Source organism: Mesorhizobium sp. P2_C7, assembly GCF_056404515.1.
In genome coordinates, this window is the sequence record NZ_JBFUDW010000013.1 from 39,180 (window position 1) to 54,445 (window position 15,266).

19 protein-coding genes are annotated in these 15,266 nt (G+C 64.3%); 3 read left to right on the forward strand and 16 right to left on the reverse strand.

What is annotated here, in order from left to right; genetic code table 11:
* Window positions 1-241: 241 nt before the first annotated feature.
* Both AC1D2G_RS24490 and pyk read left to right on the forward strand, forming a co-directional pair.
* Window positions 242-688 carry a DUF1036 domain-containing protein gene (locus AC1D2G_RS24490; protein ID WP_477300185.1) on the forward strand — a complete coding sequence of 149 codons (447 nt, stop codon included), beginning with the start codon at window positions 242-244 and terminating at the stop codon, window positions 686-688.
* Complete coding sequence (gene pyk, locus AC1D2G_RS24495; RefSeq protein WP_095089422.1) at window positions 685-2,121, forward strand: pyruvate kinase; 1,437 nt, start codon at window positions 685-687, stop codon at window positions 2,119-2,121. The genes AC1D2G_RS24490 and pyk overlap by 4 nt, the downstream gene beginning before the upstream one ends.
* Before the next feature lie 28 nt (window positions 2,122-2,149).
* Here the strand turns inward: pyk and AC1D2G_RS24500 are convergent, their stop codons facing one another.
* The 3 genes from AC1D2G_RS24500 to ykgO form a co-directional block, all read right to left on the reverse strand.
* Window positions 2,150-3,217, reverse strand: a complete 1,068-nt coding sequence (locus AC1D2G_RS24500; protein WP_477417210.1) for an alpha/beta fold hydrolase — start codon at window positions 3,215-3,217, stop codon at window positions 2,150-2,152.
* 124 nt (window positions 3,218-3,341) lie between these two features.
* Entirely contained in the window at window positions 3,342-3,947 is a 606-nt protein-coding gene (locus AC1D2G_RS24505; protein WP_477396772.1) for a tetratricopeptide repeat protein, read from the reverse strand.
* A 112-nt stretch (window positions 3,948-4,059) separates the two neighbouring features.
* Complete coding sequence (gene ykgO, locus AC1D2G_RS24510) at window positions 4,060-4,185, reverse strand: type B 50S ribosomal protein L36 (RefSeq protein ID WP_006327841.1); 126 nt, start codon at window positions 4,183-4,185, stop codon at window positions 4,060-4,062.
* Window positions 4,186-4,425: 240 nt separating this feature from the next.
* Between ykgO and AC1D2G_RS24515 the strand changes: the two genes are divergently transcribed.
* Window positions 4,426-4,848 carry a lysozyme inhibitor LprI family protein gene (locus AC1D2G_RS24515; protein WP_477417212.1) on the forward strand — a complete coding sequence of 141 codons (423 nt, stop codon included), beginning with the start codon at window positions 4,426-4,428 and terminating at the stop codon, window positions 4,846-4,848.
* Window positions 4,849-4,863: 15 nt separating this feature from the next.
* On the opposite strand, the gene AC1D2G_RS24520 is transcribed toward AC1D2G_RS24515, so the two are convergent.
* The 13 genes from AC1D2G_RS24520 to AC1D2G_RS24580 all read right to left on the reverse strand — a co-directional run bounded on the left by AC1D2G_RS24520 (window position 4,864) and on the right by AC1D2G_RS24580 (window position 15,213).
* Window positions 4,864-5,940 carry a 5-(carboxyamino)imidazole ribonucleotide synthase gene (locus tag AC1D2G_RS24520; RefSeq protein ID WP_477417214.1) on the reverse strand — a complete coding sequence of 359 codons (1,077 nt, stop codon included), beginning with the start codon at window positions 5,938-5,940 and terminating at the stop codon, window positions 4,864-4,866.
* Complete coding sequence (gene purE, locus AC1D2G_RS24525; protein ID WP_477396766.1) at window positions 5,937-6,434, reverse strand: 5-(carboxyamino)imidazole ribonucleotide mutase; 498 nt, start codon at window positions 6,432-6,434, stop codon at window positions 5,937-5,939. Before purE ends, AC1D2G_RS24520 begins: the two co-directional genes overlap by 4 nt.
* A 117-nt stretch (window positions 6,435-6,551) precedes the next feature.
* Window positions 6,552-7,445, reverse strand: coding sequence for a ribokinase (locus AC1D2G_RS24530; RefSeq protein WP_477227716.1), 894 nt, complete (start codon window positions 7,443-7,445; stop codon window positions 6,552-6,554).
* Window positions 7,442-8,317, reverse strand: coding sequence for a MurR/RpiR family transcriptional regulator (locus AC1D2G_RS24535; protein WP_477417216.1), 876 nt, complete (start codon window positions 8,315-8,317; stop codon window positions 7,442-7,444). The genes AC1D2G_RS24530 and AC1D2G_RS24535 overlap by 4 nt, the downstream gene beginning before the upstream one ends.
* A 13-nt stretch (window positions 8,318-8,330) precedes the next feature.
* Window positions 8,331-9,320: a sugar phosphate isomerase/epimerase family protein gene (locus tag AC1D2G_RS24540; protein ID WP_477417218.1), complete on the reverse strand. Its 990-nt coding sequence runs from the start codon at window positions 9,318-9,320 to the stop codon at window positions 8,331-8,333.
* Between the two features lie 208 nt (window positions 9,321-9,528).
* Entirely contained in the window at window positions 9,529-10,440 is a 912-nt protein-coding gene (locus AC1D2G_RS24545; RefSeq protein ID WP_477417220.1) for an anti-sigma factor family protein, read from the reverse strand.
* Window positions 10,437-10,976, reverse strand: a complete 540-nt coding sequence (locus tag AC1D2G_RS24550; RefSeq protein ID WP_477417222.1) for a sigma-70 family RNA polymerase sigma factor — start codon at window positions 10,974-10,976, stop codon at window positions 10,437-10,439. Before AC1D2G_RS24550 ends, AC1D2G_RS24545 begins: the two co-directional genes overlap by 4 nt.
* A gap of 46 nt (window positions 10,977-11,022) precedes the next feature.
* Window positions 11,023-11,223, reverse strand: coding sequence for a plastocyanin/azurin family copper-binding protein (locus tag AC1D2G_RS24555; RefSeq protein WP_477417224.1), 201 nt, complete (start codon window positions 11,221-11,223; stop codon window positions 11,023-11,025).
* A gap of 148 nt (window positions 11,224-11,371) precedes the next feature.
* Window positions 11,372-12,577, reverse strand: coding sequence for an aminotransferase class V-fold PLP-dependent enzyme (locus tag AC1D2G_RS24560; protein WP_477417226.1), 1,206 nt, complete (start codon window positions 12,575-12,577; stop codon window positions 11,372-11,374).
* 23 nt (window positions 12,578-12,600) lie between these two features.
* The gene (locus AC1D2G_RS24565; RefSeq protein ID WP_095089405.1) at window positions 12,601-13,062 is read right to left on the reverse strand and encodes a RidA family protein; all 462 of its coding nucleotides are present in this window, start codon (window positions 13,060-13,062) and stop codon (window positions 12,601-12,603) included.
* 36 nt (window positions 13,063-13,098) lie between these two features.
* Window positions 13,099-13,893: an amino acid ABC transporter ATP-binding protein gene (locus AC1D2G_RS24570; protein ID WP_477417228.1), complete on the reverse strand. Its 795-nt coding sequence runs from the start codon at window positions 13,891-13,893 to the stop codon at window positions 13,099-13,101.
* A gap of 2 nt (window positions 13,894-13,895) precedes the next feature.
* Complete coding sequence (locus AC1D2G_RS24575) at window positions 13,896-14,546, reverse strand: amino acid ABC transporter permease (protein ID WP_457152375.1); 651 nt, start codon at window positions 14,544-14,546, stop codon at window positions 13,896-13,898.
* A 1-nt stretch (window position 14,547) separates the two neighbouring features.
* A complete protein-coding gene (locus tag AC1D2G_RS24580) occupies window positions 14,548-15,213 on the reverse strand; it encodes an amino acid ABC transporter permease (RefSeq protein WP_095089401.1) in 666 nt (221 codons plus the stop codon).
* Window positions 15,214-15,266: the final 53 nt, after the last annotated feature.

Genomic DNA, 15,266 nt, shown 5'->3' on the forward strand with positions numbered 1-15,266 from the left:
TCATTCCACGAAGACGACGCTTGTGCAATGCCGTTGTTTGGCCAAGGTTTCCCGGGAAATCTGGCAGAAGTCGGCGAATTGTGCGCCGGAGCCTTTCTAAATCGATTGGAATTGGACAAAACGGCGCGTTGACATGCGCCCGGACTTTTCCGAAAAGGGGCGCAGAGAGATGCAGATGTGGTTCTTGAGGGGTTTTCGGATGGGTTCCGCCGGCAGGCAGCGCATGCGCTCCGCCTTTGCCATGCCGCTCCTGATCCTTGCCGTGGGCCTGTCGGCGATGGTCATGGCCTCGCCGGCGCGTGCCGATTTCCGTGTCTGCAACGCCACGCAGAACCTGGTCGGCGTCGGCATCGGCTATCGCGCCAAGGCCGGCTGGATCACCGAGGGCTGGTGGCACATCGAGGGATCGAGCTGCAAGACGCTGATCGAAGGACCGCTGTCATCAAGGTTTTACTATCTTTATGCAGAAGACGCCGAACGCGGTGGACGCTGGGACGGCCCGATCAACATGTGCGTGGCTGAAAAAGAGTTCAAGATCGCGGGCGTAACCGATTGCGTCGCACGGGGCTTTCAGCGCGCCGGATTCCAGGAATATGACACGGGCGAACAGGCAAGCTGGATGGTCCAGCTGACCGATGAGCCCGCAACGGGAGGCGCTCCAGCCACCCCGGGAACAAACAGTCAATGAGACGTAGCCGCAAGGTCAAGATCCTAGCCACCATCGGTCCGGCCTCCTCGTCGGAGGAGATGCTGAAGAAATTGTTCGAAGCGGGCGCCGATGTGTTCCGCATCAATATGAGCCATACCGATCACGAGCTGATGCGCACGCTGGTCGGACGCATCCGTACCGTCGAGGAAGCGGTCGGCCGGCCGATCGGTATTCTGGCCGACCTGCAAGGCCCCAAGCTGCGCGTCGGCAAGTTCGCCAATGGCAAGGAAGTGCTGACCGTCGGCCAGACCTTCACGCTCGACAACAATCCCGAGCCGGGCACATCAACCAGGGTCTACCTGCCGCATCCCGAAATCCTGAGCTCGGTAGAAGCTGGTCATCGCTTGCTGATCGATGACGGCAAGCTCGAATTGAAGGCGGTGAGAAGCGACGGCAAGTCGATCGTCTGCACGGTCATTGCCGGCACCACGATTTCCGACAAGAAAGGCGTCAGCCTGCCAGATACCGATCTGCCGGTCGGCGCGCTGACCGAGAAGGACCGCAAGGATCTCGATGCCGTTCTGTCGACGGGCGTCGACTGGGTTGCGCTGTCGTTCGTGCAGCGGCCGGAGGATCTGGCCGAAGCGCGCAAGATCGCGCGCGGCCGGGCACTGATCATGGCCAAGATCGAAAAGCCGCAGGCCGTTGCGCGGCTGGCCGAGATTATCGAACTGTCCGATGCCCTGATGGTCGCCCGCGGCGATCTCGGTGTCGAAATGCCGCTCGAGGCGGTGCCTGGCATCCAGAAGCAGATCACGCGCGCCGCGCGCCGCGCCGGCAAGCCGGTGGTGGTTGCAACGCAGATGCTGGAATCGATGATCACCGCCCCCGTGCCGACCCGCGCCGAGGTGTCCGATGTGTCGATCGCCGTCTTCGAAGGCGCCGATGCCATCATGCTGTCGGCGGAGTCCGCCGCAGGCGCCTATCCGGTCGAAGCGGTGGCGATGATGGACCGCATCGCCACCAAGGTCGAAACCGATCCGACCTATGCCGGCATCATCAACGCGCAGCGCTCCGAGCCGGAAGCAACCGGCGCCGACGCCATTTCGCTGGCCGCCCGCGAGATCGCCGAGACGCTGAAACTGTCGGCAATCATCACCTACACGGCGTCCGGCACCACCGGCCTGCGCGCCGCCCGCGAGCGTCCGCAGGTGCCGATCATCGCGCTGTCGCCGATCCTCAACACGGCGCGGCGGCTGTCGCTGCTGTGGGGCACGCATTGCGTCGTCTCGCCCGATGCCAGCGACCTCGACGACATGGTCAACCGCGCCTGCCGCATCGCCTTCGACGAAGGTTTCGGCAAGCCGGGCGACCGCGTCATCATCACCGCCGGCGTACCGCTGAGGACCCCCGGTTCGACCAACATGCTGCGTATCGCGTATGTCGGGTCGGACGTGCAAAGCACCCGTTAGATCGGTTCGCCTGGACCAGCAAGCGTGATCAGGTCGGCGCGAGTTCGGCCTGCGGCACCTTGAGGTCGGCGCATTTGCCGGCGCCATAGGCGTCGCCAGCAATACGCGCTTCCACGGTCCTGGCCATCGCCTGCAGGTCGATATCCTTGCCGGCGGCCTTCTCAATGGCGCCGACGACAAGGTCCGGGGCAATCCAGTCCGGCTTGTGGCCGAGATTGTGCACCCAGACCAGCTCGGCGCCGGCAATGTCGCGGACGAGGCCGACCGAGTGAATCTGCGCATAGACGACCTTGTCGCGATCGCCCGAAATGACCACGGTCGGCGCCTTGATCTCGGCGTAGTGGGGGGCGGCACCAAGGGCATAGCGATAGAGCCCGGCGACGTCGGTGGCGTTGGCACGAAAGGCCGGTGGCCGCAGCACCAGCGGGATCGAGGCGGTGGCGAGGTAATTGTCCGGCACCTTGTTGGGCGAGAAGACGCAGGTCGTGGCATCAGCCATCTGCAGCGTTCCCGCGGGATAGCTCAGCGTTTCGGTGAACAGCCGGCCGATCACCGGAATGGTCGTCAGATCATAGTACCAGGAGGTTGCACCGCCAGGCCAGGGATGGGTCGCCGGCGCAAGAAAGACCAGCCCAAGCGTCTTGTCGGCATGCTCGCGGCCAAACGCGGTGGTCGCGGCGGCGCCAAAGGAATGGCCGACGACGACAGCTTTCTTCATGCCGAGACGGTCCATCAGCGCGGCGATGGTGTTGGCCTGGGCCGACGGGCTTTCGTTGTTGCCCGGGCCACGCTCCGACCAGCCGAAACCCGGCCGGTCGATGAACAGCATTTCGGCGTGGCCTTCGAGCAGCGGCCGCAGCGGCAGCATCTGGTCCCTGAGATTGGCGCTGGCGCCATGAATGAAGACGATAGCCGGCAGCGAGGCATTCGCAGGCGCCGGAATATGCACATAGTGGATGCGGGCGCCATTGATGTCGGCGAAGTCGCCGATCGGCGGATTGCGCCGCTCGATAAGCCAAGAGCCGACGCGGGTGACGCCGACAAGGCCGAAGACAAGCGCCATCAGGAAGGCGAGGGCAGCGTAGATCAGGTTCATGCGGGGAAAATACGGGCTGGAGCGGAATTAGTTCTGGGGCATGCTGACGTTCAGGTGGGGCTGGCCTGCGAACGGCTGGGCTTGACCTGAATCTCAGCATACCCCGGCTGGGAGATCAGAGGCATCAAATGCCTTCGCCGGCAAGCTCTTCCGACAGTGAGGCGACCTGGTCCTGGGCGCTGCGCATCATTGGATAGATGGCCAGCACCTTTTGCCAGGCCTCGAGCGCCGATTGCTTGTGGCCCGTCAGGGCCATGATCTGCGCCAGGCCGGACAGCGCTCCGAAATGGCGCGGCTCGAGCTGCAGCGTATGGTCGATGTCGGACATCGACTTGCCGTAGTTCTTCATCATGAAATGCACGGTGGCGCGCCGGTTCCAGCCTTCGGCATATGTCGGCTGCAAGGTCACCACCTGATCGAGGAAATCGAGCGCGACATCGAATTTCTGGCCTTCGATGGCCTTTTGCGACCAAATCATCATCAGGTCGATCGAGGCGCTGCCGGATTGGAACCACTCGCTCCAGATGTTGCCGGCAATGCGCTCGGCAGCCTTTTCGTTGCGCTCCCGCTTCAGGTCGCTGAACAGCTGGTCGAGATGGGCCTGTTTCGTCATCACCGGCGGCGGGGCATCCGGGGCCGCCGGCGCAGCCGCCTGATCATCCGCCCGAGCCGGTAAGGCGACGGCACCGGAAACGAGAAAGATCGCCAGAAATGCAAAAAGAATCCGCATCGGCCGACTCTAATCCCGGGCGGCGGAACATCAAAGTGATTTTAGCGTGAGAAGGTCGGAGGACCGACGACAAGCATCAATTGGCGGAGGCACGAAGCCTCCGGCCGAAAGCTCAGCCCTGGCGTGCCTTGTAGCGCGGGGCGGTCTTGTTGATGATGTAGACGCGGCCCTTGCGGCGAACCAGCTGGTTGTCGCGATGACGCGCCTTCAGCGCCTTGAGCGAATTCTTGATCTTCATGGTCTTGCCTGTCGGTGTGGACCCGGTCCGGGTCGAAATTTTAAGGCGCGCCAGAAGACGCGCCTTTGAACTGTGGGTGGCTCATAAACGAGGAGCCTTGTCCGTGTCAACCGCAAGCGTGCTCTATAACAGGGCGAACCTGCCATATCATCAAATATCCGCCATGTCGGCCTGGCGGCATTGCGCGGCCTCCAGCCGGCTGGGATGATGCGGCCGCCATGAAGTGATTTGGGGATGAATATGCGCCGGATTTTCCTGTCCGCCTGCCTTGTCTTGCTGGCGGGAGCTTCGGCTGCCCGGGCGCAGGAATGCGACCGCAGCGACGACAGCCAGCAGATGATGAGCATCTGTGCCGGGGTGGACTACCAGGCAGCCGACGTCAGGCTGAACAAGGCCTACCAGGACCTCATCAGCTCGGACGATGCCGACAGCAAGAAGTTGCTGCAGGCGGCGCAACGCGCCTGGATCGCCTTCCGCGACGCCGAATGTGCTCACTCTACCGCGGCCAGCGCGGGCGGCTCGATCCATTCGATGGAAGTTTCGCAATGCCTGACCAGGCTGACCAATGACCGCACCAAGCAGCTCGCTGCCGCGGCCAATTGCGAGGAGGGTGACGCGAGTTGCGCCAGTCCTGACGAGGACCAGAGCGGTGACGTACAATAACGCGCGTTTGTGAAGTCAGGCGCGAAGGCTGACCCGGGTGAAATGGCCCATCTTGCGGCCGGGCCGGGCCTCGGCCTTGCCATAGAGATGCAGCATCAGATCGGGCTCGGCGAGCAATTCGGCGACGCGCAGCACATCGCCACCGATCAGGTTTTCCATCACGCAGTCAAAATGGCGTTTCGGGTCTCCCAGCGGTAAGCCGGCGACGGCGCGGATGTGCTGCTCAAACTGCGAGACGATGCAGGCGGCTTCCGTCCAATGGCCGGAATTGTGCACCCGCGGCGCGATCTCGTTGGCCAGCAGCGAACCGTCCGCCAGCACGAAGAACTCGACGCCGATGACGCCGACATAGTAGAGCGCCGACGATATCTTCGATGCTGCCGCCTGTGCCGCGGCGGCTGTCTCGGGCCTAATGGCGGCCGGCAAGGTCGATGTGTGGAGTATGCCTTTGCGGTGGACATTTTCGGCCGGATCGTAGGCGGCGACGGCGCCGTCCAGCCCTCGTGCCGCGATCACCGAAATCTCGCGCTCGAACGGCACGAAGCTCTCCAGGATCAGCGGTACATTGCCCATCGCCTCGCAAGTACCGGCGAAACCGCCAGCCTCCATGTTGCGGAAGACGCGCTGGCCCTTGCCGTCGTAGCCCATGCGGCGTGTCTTCAATATGCCACTGCCGCCGAATGCTTTCAGCGCCGCCGTCAGCTCGTCGTCATTGTCGACGGGGCGGAAATCCGCGGTGGCAATGCCGATGCCATTGAGGAATGTCTTCTCGCTCACCCGGTCCTGCGCGACTTCAAGCGCGCGAGCCGGCGGATAGACCGGAACCTTGGCGGCCAGTGCGCTCGCAGCCGCAACCGGCACGTTCTCAAACTCGTAGGTGATGACGGAACTCGCCGCCGCCAGCTCGGCAAGTGCGGCCGGGTCGTCATAGGCAGCCGTTATCTGCCGGTTGGCGACCTGTGCTGCCGGGCAATCCGCTTGCGGCTCCAGCACCACCGTGCGGTAGCCAAGGCGAGCAGCCGCCATCGCCAGCATGCGGCCGAGCTGGCCGCCGCCAATGATGCCGATGGTCGATCCGGCGGGCAGGCTCACGCTGCATCCGTCGGTTCGACCGCGACCTTGGCGGTCTGCGAGGCGCGCCAGGCATCCAGCCGTGTGGCCAGCTTGTCGTCGTAAAGCGCCAGCACGGCGGCAGCCAGAAGTGCAGCGTTGGTCGCACCGGCCTTGCCGATGGCCAGCGTTCCGACGGGAATGCCGGCCGGCATCTGGACGATCGAGAGCAGCGAATCCTGCCCGGAAAGCGCTTTCGATTCGACCGGCACGCCGAACACCGGCAGCGGTGTCATCGCCGCGGTCATGCCGGGCAGGTGCGCCGCGCCGCCGGCACCGGCGATGATCACCTTGTAGCCGGCAGCCTTGGCGCCCTTGGCGAAATCATAGAGACGGTCGGGTGTGCGATGCGCGGAGACGATCAGCCGCTTGTGCGGGATGCCGAGTGCCTCCAGCGTCTCAGCCGCATGGCGCATGGTTGCCCAGTCGGACTGGCTGCCCATGATGATGGCGACATCGGCGCGTTGATCGTCCAAGTCCTTGCTCCCCGGCGACAAAGGCGCGCCTTAGCGGAATTCGGGCGAAGCCGCAAGGATAGGCGGCCGCCGCTGCCGTTTGGCAAGACGGAAAGTGGGTCCTCCGGAGTCCAGACGTCAGATGCTGCCGCGCTCGGCCTCGGGTGTCGAAACCAGCAAGGCCGAAGCGGCGTTGGCCGCGGTGACGGCGGCCCGCATGGCCTCTCCACGGGCAAGTGCGGCGGCCAGCGCACCAACGAATTCATCGCCCGCGCCATGCGTGCTGACGACCTTGACCGGGATGGCCGGCAACGCGAAGGCGGCTCCGGTCCGGTCGCAACAAGCGACGCCCTCGCCGCCTGCCGTGACGATTACGGTTGGGCAGAGATCGACCAGAAGCCGCGCCGCTTGCGCGGCTCCTTCCAGTATTTCAACCACCTTTAGGCCGGCAAGGAATTCCGCCTCGATGGCGTTGACCACCAGGATGTCCACGAGCGCGATCAAATCGCCTGAGAGTTTGCGCGCGGGGGCGGCGTTGAGCAGGACGCGGCCGCCATGTCTCTTCACCTCGCGCGCGGCGGCAATGTTGGCGGCTTCCGGTATCTCGTTCTGCAAAAGCAGCACGGACGTTTGTGCCACTACCTCGGACGCAGCCGCGATGTCCCTGTCGCCGAGCGTCAGATTACTGCCCGAAACGATCACCGCGCCGTAGTCGCCGCTTTCGTCGAAGATCGCCACGCTCATGCCGGAGCCGGCGCCCGGCGCCACCCGAACGAAGCGACCGTCGACGCCGGTACGATCGAGATTGGCCAGCAGCGCCGTGCCGAAATCGTCGTCACCGACGGCGCCGATCATCGCCACGCGCATACCGGCCCTTGCCACTGAAACCGCCTGGTTGCCGCCCTTGCCACCGCATTTCGGGTGCCAGGCATGGCCGGTCACCGTCTCGCCCTTACGCGGGCGGTCGGGCGCGTCGACCATGATGTCATAGTGCAGGCTGCCGAACACGGTGACCAGCGGCGTTGTCCTCATGAGCCCCGGTCTTTTCTTTTCGATGCCACCGCCGAAATGGTGCGGCCGAGATTGCGTTCCGCCGCCTGGTAGTCGCGCTGCGCCACCGCCACGAACAACGCGTCGAGGATGTTGAGCTGGGCGATGCGGGCCGCCGCGTTCTCCCCCATCAGCGGCGAGCCCTGCGCGGTGGAGCACAGCACGACGTCGGCAACCGCGGCCAACGGCGAATTGTTGTAGTTGGTGATAGCGAGCGAGCGGGCGCCGTTCCTGCGGGCAAGCTGGATGGCGTCGATGACAGCCGACGTGTTGCCGGAGTGTGAGAAGCCGACGGCGATGTCGTCTGAGCCGAGCAGCGAGGCCGACATCAGCATCATGTGCGAGTCGTCGAAGACATTCGTGCGGATGCCGATCCGCAGGAATTTGTGCGAGACGTCACGCGCGATTTGCGCCGAACCGCCGACGCCGTAGAAGTCACGATTTCCGGCGCGGTAGAGCAGATCGGCAGCGCGGTCGAAATCCTCGATGTCGAGGATGGCCAGCGTCTCCTCCAGCGCCTGGATGGAGGTGCGGAACACCTTCTGCACGATCTCGGCCGAACTGTCGTCCGACGACAGTTCCTGGTGCATCTCCGCGGTCGGCAGGCGGCTGTATTCATAGACGGCGGTGCGGAAGTCGCGATAGCCGGAGAAGCCGAGCTTCTTGGCGATCTTGACGACCATCGCTTCCGACACGCCGGATTCCTCGGCGATCCGCTTCAGCGGAATGCTCTCGTCGAAGCCGCGTCGGCCAAAAACCGTTTCCACCACCTTCGCCTCCAGCGGTGTGAGATGCGGCATCATCATGCGGATGCGCGGTCCCACCGCTTTCAGGTCCAGCCCGCTCAAGGTCATCCACGCCCCCTCGTCATACGTCAGGCCCGAGCATGATTTCCTGGATGATGGCCTGCGACGTCACCGCGTCCTGGCGCTCGATGGCGGCGGACAGCCGGTTGTCCTGGTCGATCCGGTCGACGACCCGCAGCATGCGCTTGACGGTGGCAATATTGACCTCGCACTCATGCACAGGATCGAGACCCGTCATGTCGGGGAAGGTGTCGAAATAGATAGCGCCGGCGTAGCCGTCCCTGCGGATCCGCTGGAGCAGTTCGATTGTCTGCAGCGTATGCACGGCGCCGACCATCAGGCCGTCGTCGCGTTTGGCGTAGCCGTCATTGAGATGCACGCCGAGCAGCTTGCTGTGGCGCGCCACCAGAGCGGCGGCGAAGGCCGGCTGCTCGTCGGCATAGAGCACATGGGCGAAATCGAGCGTGACGCCGAGATTGGGCAGGCCGACATCGCGGATTGCCAGCAAGGTCGTCGCCGCATCCGGCATCAGGCTGTATGAGCGCGGCTCGTTGGGCTTGTACTCCAGGCTGATCTGACAGCCGGGGTCATGCGCGGCTACTTCACGAATTCCGTCGATCTCGTGCTGCCAGAGTGTCGCATAGTCGGCCTGGAAGGCGTAGTCGAAGCCATCCTGTCCGAGCCACAGCGTCATCAGGCTGGCGCCGGCCTCGCGCACGGCGTCGATGCCGGCCTTGGTCAGGTCGATGGCTTCGCGGCGCACTGCCGGATCCGGGTTGGTGAAGGCGCCGAGCTTGAAGGCCGGGTTGGAGTAGTAGCGCATGGCGAAGCCATTAATGGAAAGGCCAAGGTTGCCCAAGTTTCGCGCGATTTCAGCCGGTCTTTCGCTGACATGGTCGGGGAAATTCAAATCGAGGTCGGTCAGCCCGRCAACCCTGGCAGCGCGCGCTGCCATCTGCATCAGTGACGGCTTGCCGGTGAGATCCGGCCATTCGGCCTGCGGCTGCGAGGCAAAGGAATTCAGGCGCGTGGCGAAACGATTGGCTGTCATGATTGGCCCTTCAACGTTCATAACTTCACACAACCAAAGATATTTGTAAAGTTATTGGTGCCAGGGCGTTAGATCAACGGTCAGGCCGCAATCCCGGCCCGGCCGAGCCGCACAAACGCGCGCCGGCAAGCGGCGACTTCTTGACTGGCGCCGTGGGTCGGAGAATCTGTCAGGGCGGCGGCGGGATCAGTGACGACGCTGGATCTCCTCACACCGCCGCCTTGCGGAATCGAGCAACGAAGTCGTCGAGTTCGGGCCGCTCCATGTCGGAGATCGCCCAGTAGGAGAACGCGCCGTCGCTCCAGTGCACCAGCGAGAAGCCGCCTGACGAGAGATCGTCAGGTGCTATGATGCCGCCGCCTTGCTGCGGTTCGGCGACCAGTGTGATCAGATGCTCGCGGTGGCGGTAGACCAGCGCCGGTACCGGCCGGTCGGCGATCACCTCGACCCGGCCGCCGATCAATGCGTAGCCATCGTGGGCGAGGTCCGGCGCCGGCGGCGACACGCCGATCCGGGCATCTAGCCACGGCTTGACCGTGTGGCGGTCGGACGAGACGATGTCGATCGGGCTCGCCGCAAGCAGGCTGCGGCGATGGCCGCTTGCGACCGCCGCGGCAAAGCCGTCGGACGCGCTGTTGACCATCACCCATTGCGTCGCGCCGCTTGCCAGCACGGCGCTGATCATGATCGACGCTGCCATGGCACGCCAGTCGAACGAGCCGAAGCGGCGTGGCCTAGGCAGGACCCGCGTCTGCGACGGGCGTGTCTCGGCGTTTCGCCTCTGGCCTGCACCGGTCGGGATAATCAACCCCGGTTGCGCCGGCGGCGCGCCCTGCTGCGGCTCCGCTGGCTCGTCTTGCGTCTGTTGTGCCGTGGCTGCAACGCCGATCGCCGCGATGCGGGCCTGAAAGGCATCGCTGACATCGGGGCGCGGCAAGCGGTTCACCGCCGCATGCAAGGCGACGATGCGAGCGTGTTCGGCGGCAAGCTGCGGGTCGGCGGCGATGCGCCGCTCCACCGCCAGTGCCGCAGCCGCGTCGAGCTCGCCATCAACGAGGGCATGGATCATCAGCCTGATACCTTCGGGATCGTTGGGCAGTCCGTCGTCATGGTTGGTCATGGCGCTCTCCCCAGTTCAGACACAAGCAGGCCGCGGGCACGGGCCAGCCGCGACATGACGGTGCCCATCGGCACGCCGAGCATCGCCGCTATCTCGCGATAGCTGAGGCCGTTGATATCGCGCAGCACCAGCGTCTCGCGAAACGGCTGCGGCAGTGCCGCGATCGACGCCTCCAGTGCCGCCGTGTCGGCCTTGGCGATCAGGCTCGCCTCCGGACCGTCTTCGTCCGGCAGCCTGGTACCGTGCGCCGCTGCCATCTCGTCGAGATCGCCGAGGTCGCCGACGGCCAGCATGGCGCGCGGCCGGTTGCGCGACATCCAGGTGTAGGCGGTGTTGCGCACGATGGTCAGCAGCCAGGCGCGGGCATTGCCGCCGGCATAACCGGCAATGCCGGCATGTGCTTTCACGCAGGCTTCCTGCACAACATCCTCGGCATCGGCGGCATTGCCGGTCAGCCAGCGGGCGAGCGCAAGCGCATCGCCGAGATGGGGCAGCACCACCTCACCGAAGCGCTCGGCCAGGGCCTTCTCGCTCAACACCGCAGCATGATCCGGCACTCCGGGAAGGTTCTGCCATGCGCCCTCAAGGCGCGACGGTGATCTTGCCCTGCATGTGCGGGTGGAGCCCGCAGAAATAGGCAAAGTCGCCTGCTTTGGTGAAGGTGAATTCATATGTGTCACCGGTGTCAAGCGCCTTGGGGGAGGGACTGGCGACGATCATGCACTCCGGCGCGAGACGACAGCTGGTGCCATGGTCGCTGTCATCCTTGCAATGATGGGACATGTCGGGCTCCTCAACGCCTGCAATGGCGTATGTCGAGGAGACTTGTTCCAGTGACGGTTTATTCCCGCCGCATGCAAATGCGGCCGTTCACAGTCGCGTGATCAGCCGGTCGTAGCCGGTGCATTTTTGGAGTATGTCGGTTTGGCGCTCAATCCGGCCAGCGCAATGAGCCGGAGGAATCCTTGCGGGCTGGCTTCATGGCGTCGATGGGCCGGTCGGCCGCGGTCAATACGGCTCGCAGACGTTCGGCGACGATCTCCGCTTCGCCGGGGTGAAGATTGCACGGGTCGAGGAAGAAATGGCCGCGCTCCACCTCGTGGTTGCGTACGATGATGGGCGGCGGGCCTGCGGCCAGGGCCGAGGCGAGGCCGGCGGCGGTGAACCGGCTCTCGGCCGACACGAAGATCTGCAGCCGGTCTAGCGGATTGGCGGTCGGATCAGGGATGATCTGCGCGACGATGCCAGGCAGTCCCTGCAACGTGTCCTTCCACAGGTTGAGGGCCGCTTCTTCGCGTCGGCGGATGCCGGCATGGTCACGCTTTTCCCAGGCTTCCAGTGCCGCCATGGTGCCGGCGATGCTTTCCTTGCCGACCTTCATGGCGCGTGCGACGCCGCGGTTCTGCAGATAGGCGGCGCGCACCAGATCCTTGCGCCCGGTGACGATGCCGCTGGTCGGCCCGCTGAGGAATTTGTGACCGCTGTAGATGACGATGTCGGCGCCGCGCTCCAGGAAGCCGCGCAGGTCATATTCGGAAGCGGCGTCGACAATCACCGGCACGCCCCTGGCGTGGCAGATTTCGCAGAATTCCTCCAGCGACAGCATACCGTACTGAACGGTGTGGTGCGCGACGACATAGAGGCCCGCCGCCGTGCGGTCGCTGATCGCGTCGCGCACATGATAGTCCTGGGTCACGCTGACCGTGCCGGCGGGAATGGTCTTTGCTCCGGCCAGCCGGATCGACTGGTCGATCGGCGCGCCGTAATTGACGATATGACCGAGTTGGACGATGACTTCCGACTTGAGGTCCTCGGTGTCGTCCGGCAGGCGCTCGATGGCGAGCAGGTTGGTTCCGGTCATCGCGCCGGCGATCGCCATGGTGATGCCGCTGGCACAGCAGGCGGTGATGAAACCGGCCTCTCCGCCGGTGAGGCGGGCAACGACCGTGCTTGCGGCGCGCTGCAGATCGTCCATCTCCACCCATTGCGAGGCCATTTCAGCCATGGCGCTGATCGCTTCCGGGACGATGATCGATGCGCCAAGCGCAGTCATAGTGCCGGAAACATTGATGATCGGGCGAAGGCCGAGCCGTTCGCGGATGGTGGTGTTGGAGCCGTCGGCGGAATAGGTGTTCATCTCTCGGATTCCATTTCTAAAGGTCAGGCGGCGATCTCGACAACCGCCTCGATTTCAACTGTGATATTTCCGGGCAAGGAGCCGACCCCGATCGCCGAGCGGGCATGACCGCCGATATTGTCGAAGACATCGGCGAACAGGTCGGAACAACCGTTGACCACCTTTGGGTGATCACTGAAGGTCGGTATCGCGTTGACGAAGCCGAGCAGCTTGACGATGCGCACGATGCGACCGAGGTCGCCGGCGGCTGCGTGCATGACGGCGAGGAGATTGAGGCCGGTGAGGCGGGCATGCTGATAGGCCTCCTCGACGGTGACATCGTCTCCCACCTTGCCGGTGAACAGCGTGCCGTCGGCCCGCAGCGGTCCTTGACCGGACAGGAAAATCAACCGCCCGCTTTCGGCATGGGTGACGAAGTTGGCGATCGGGGTCGGCGGCTCGGGCAGCGTCAAGCCGAGTTCGGCGAGCCGGATGTAGGGCGTCATCAAATGCTCCTTGCGAACAGCTTTCGCTGTCCAGTGTCAGAAATGCGAGGCGCGGAAGCGCGCCAGGAAAGTGCGGAGGCGCTCGTTGGTGGTCTCTGCCGCGAGAATCTCCTTCGGTGGGCCGACGGCGCTGACGCCCCCATCGGCCATGAAGACGATGCGGCTCGAAGCATCGCGGGCGAAGGCCATCTCATGCGTCACCATCAGCATGGTCATGCCGTCCTCCGCGAGGCTGCGCACGACGGCCAGCACTTCGCCGACGAGTTCAGGATCGAGCGCCGAGGTTATCTCGTCAAGCAACAGGATCTTCGGCTCCATAGCCACGGCCCGCGCAATACCGACGCGCTGCTGCTGGCCGCCTGACAGTTCGGCGGGGAGGCTGTCGGCCTTGTGGGCGAGGCCGACGCGGCCGAGCCAGTGCTCGGCGATCGAGCGCGCCTCGGCTTCGCTTTTTCCACGCACCTTGCGCAGCCCGAGCATGATGTTGCCGGCCGCCGTCAGGTGCGGAAACAGGTTGAAGCTCTGGAACACCATCCCGGTTTCGGCACGCATCGCGGCGAGATCGCGTTCGCTGCGGCGCTGACGGGTTCCCGGGTCGCGAAAGCCCACCTCCTTGCCGTCGATGCGGATCGAGCCGCTGTCGTAGCTCTCCAGGAAGTTGACGCAACGCAGCAGCGTCGTCTTGCCGCTGCCCGACGGGCCGATGACCGTCACCACCTCGCCGCGCGCCACCTGCAAGCTGACCGAACGCAGGACCTGGACGGCGCCAAAGGATTTGGAAACGTCGCGGACGTCGAGAAGGGCCGGGGTGTCGTTCGAACTTGTGGACATTGCTATTCCCGGATGAAGGAGAAACGCCGTTCGAGCCGCCGGCTGGCGAGCGAAAGGGCATAGTTGACCGCGAAGTAGATGAGCGCACCGAGGATGTAGAGCGGCATGGCCTCGTAGGTGCGGCCGATGACCTGGTTGATGGCCTGCATCAGGTCGGTGATGCCGAGCAGCGACACCAGTGCGCTGCCCTTGACCGCATCGGTGACGCCGTTGATCCAGGGTGGCAGAAAGCGCCTGAACGCCTGCGGGAAGATGACGTAAGCCAAGCGCTGGCGAAAGGTCAGCCCGATCGCCATCGCCGCTTCCGACTGCCCTTTCGGGATCGAGCCGACCGCACCCCTGAGATACTCGATGACCTGCGCCGTTTTGAACAAAGTGAGAGCAAGCACGGCGGCCCAGAACGACGGCAGATGAAGCCCGATCGCGGGCAGGCCGTAATAGACGAAGAACATCAGCACCAGGATTGGAATGCCGCGGATCGTGTCGCTGAAGATGCGCACCGCCAAGCGCAGCGGCGCGGGACCATAAACCAGGCCGACGCCGAGCAGGACGCCGGCGATGAGCGACAGGACCACGACCAGCAGCGACACCCACAAGGTCAAGGCGAAGCCCTGGGCGAGGAACGGTAAGGCATAGGCGATCTGGGTGAGCATGTCAGCGCGCCGCCCGGAATCGGCGCTCGACGAGTCGTAACCCGAAAAGCAGCGCATAGCCGGTCAACAGGTACATCGCCGTCGTCACCAGGTAGACCTCGACGATGCGGAAGGTGTTGAAATTGATCCACTGGGCGCCGTAGGTGAGCTCCGGCACCGAAATGACCGAGGCTATCGAAGTGTCCTTGAACAGCGAGATGAAGGTGTTGGACAGCGCCGGCAAGGTGATGCGCAGCATGGTCGGCAGGCGCACATGGACCAGTCGCTGCCATGGCGTCAGGCCAATCGCCTTGCCGGCGTCAAGCTGCCCACGTGGGACGGCTTCGAGCCCGGAGCGGAACACCTCGACCAGATACGCGCCGCTATACACCGACAGCGTCAAGATGAACGAGGTCGGGGCGCTGTAGGCAAGATCGACCACCGTCGGCAGGCCGTAGAACACCAGATAGACGAGCAGGATCAGCGGCACATTGCGGATGAATTCGACGTAGGCGGCGATGATTGTACGCACCACGCGCCCGGCCGAAACGTACCAGACCGCCAGAACCAGGCCGATGACGATGCCGATGGCAATCGAGATGATGGCCAGTTCGAGGCTGAGCAGCAGTCCGCCCCACAGCTTGTCGAAATGCCGCCAGATCAGGTTGAAATTCAGGGCATAGCCCATGCGTCAGCCTCAGTGCGAAGGGCCGTCGAGGAGAAGCTGGCGGAAGGGCGCTG

What these genes read in the sequence shown, in the direction of transcription:
- AC1D2G_RS24575 (WP_457152375.1), bottom strand. Translation starts at nt 14,546, where the DNA reads ATGCTCACCCAGATCGCCTATGCCTTACCGTTCCTCGCCCAGGGCTTC.
- AC1D2G_RS24535 (WP_477417216.1), bottom strand. Translation starts at nt 8,317, where the DNA reads ATGACCTTGAGCGGGCTGGACCTGAAAGCGGTGGGACCGCGCATCCGC.
- AC1D2G_RS24515 (WP_477417212.1), top strand. Translation starts at nt 4,426, where the DNA reads ATGCGCCGGATTTTCCTGTCCGCCTGCCTTGTCTTGCTGGCGGGAGCT.
- pyk (WP_095089422.1), top strand. Translation starts at nt 685, where the DNA reads ATGAGACGTAGCCGCAAGGTCAAGATCCTAGCCACCATCGGTCCGGCC.
- AC1D2G_RS24500 (WP_477417210.1), bottom strand. Translation starts at nt 3,217, where the DNA reads ATGAACCTGATCTACGCTGCCCTCGCCTTCCTGATGGCGCTTGTCTTC.
- AC1D2G_RS24530 (WP_477227716.1), bottom strand. Translation starts at nt 7,445, where the DNA reads ATGAGGACAACGCCGCTGGTCACCGTGTTCGGCAGCCTGCACTATGAC.
- ykgO (WP_006327841.1), bottom strand. Translation starts at nt 4,185, where the DNA reads ATGAAGATCAAGAATTCGCTCAAGGCGCTGAAGGCGCGTCATCGCGAC.
- AC1D2G_RS24555 (WP_477417224.1), bottom strand. Translation starts at nt 11,223, where the DNA reads ATGTCCCATCATTGCAAGGATGACAGCGACCATGGCACCAGCTGTCGT.
- AC1D2G_RS24545 (WP_477417220.1), bottom strand. Translation starts at nt 10,440, where the DNA reads ATGACCAACCATGACGACGGACTGCCCAACGATCCCGAAGGTATCAGG.
- AC1D2G_RS24570 (WP_477417228.1), bottom strand. Translation starts at nt 13,893, where the DNA reads ATGTCCACAAGTTCGAACGACACCCCGGCCCTTCTCGACGTCCGCGAC.
- AC1D2G_RS24580 (WP_095089401.1), bottom strand. Translation starts at nt 15,213, where the DNA reads ATGGGCTATGCCCTGAATTTCAACCTGATCTGGCGGCATTTCGACAAG.
- AC1D2G_RS24490 (WP_477300185.1), top strand. Translation starts at nt 242, where the DNA reads ATGCCGCTCCTGATCCTTGCCGTGGGCCTGTCGGCGATGGTCATGGCC.
- AC1D2G_RS24560 (WP_477417226.1), bottom strand. Translation starts at nt 12,577, where the DNA reads ATGAACACCTATTCCGCCGACGGCTCCAACACCACCATCCGCGAACGG.
- AC1D2G_RS24565 (WP_095089405.1), bottom strand. Translation starts at nt 13,062, where the DNA reads ATGACGCCCTACATCCGGCTCGCCGAACTCGGCTTGACGCTGCCCGAG.
- AC1D2G_RS24505 (WP_477396772.1), bottom strand. Translation starts at nt 3,947, where the DNA reads ATGCGGATTCTTTTTGCATTTCTGGCGATCTTTCTCGTTTCCGGTGCC.